Source organism: Microbacterium sp. H6 (assembly GCF_003314775.1).
Lineage (GTDB): Bacteria > Actinomycetota > Actinomycetes > Actinomycetales > Microbacteriaceae > Microbacterium > Microbacterium oxydans.
On the sequence record NZ_QOAY01000183.1, the window covers coordinates 50,250 to 50,638 of the forward strand.

Annotated in this window: 1 protein-coding gene; it reads left to right on the plus strand. The window is 71.5% G+C overall.

All coding sequences use genetic code 11. The features are described from left to right. On the plus strand, nt 1–171 hold a 171-nt coding region (locus DSP71_RS23695; RefSeq protein WP_258546403.1), incomplete at its 5' end, for a GyrI-like domain-containing protein. Between the last annotated feature and the right edge of the window lie 218 nt (nt 172–389).

Sequence of the window (389 nt, forward strand, 5' to 3'; positions counted from 1 at the left end):
GCCAGTGGGCCCTTCCCCGCCGCTCTGCAGACGCTGTGGGCGGCCACGGCGACGGAGTGGTTCCCGTCGAACCCGTGGAGGCTGCGCCCAGGCCCGTCGATCGTGCGCTACCTGGAGTTCAGCGGTGACTCCGCGTCGTGCGAGCTCTGGCTTCCGGTCGAACCGGCCTGAGGCCGGCGGGGTGGGCGCGCGTGCGCACCCACCCCGTGTCCGTGGCCCGTGCGACACTGAGCGCACGATCCAGGGAGGCACGTGATGGCGGCCATCGATCCGAAGAAGACACTCGACGCGTACCGGGCGAAGCGGGGCGAGTTCCGCGTCGTCGAGGTGCCGCCCCTGCAGTACCTGATGATCGACGGGGCAGGAGACCCGAACACCGCGCCCGCCTA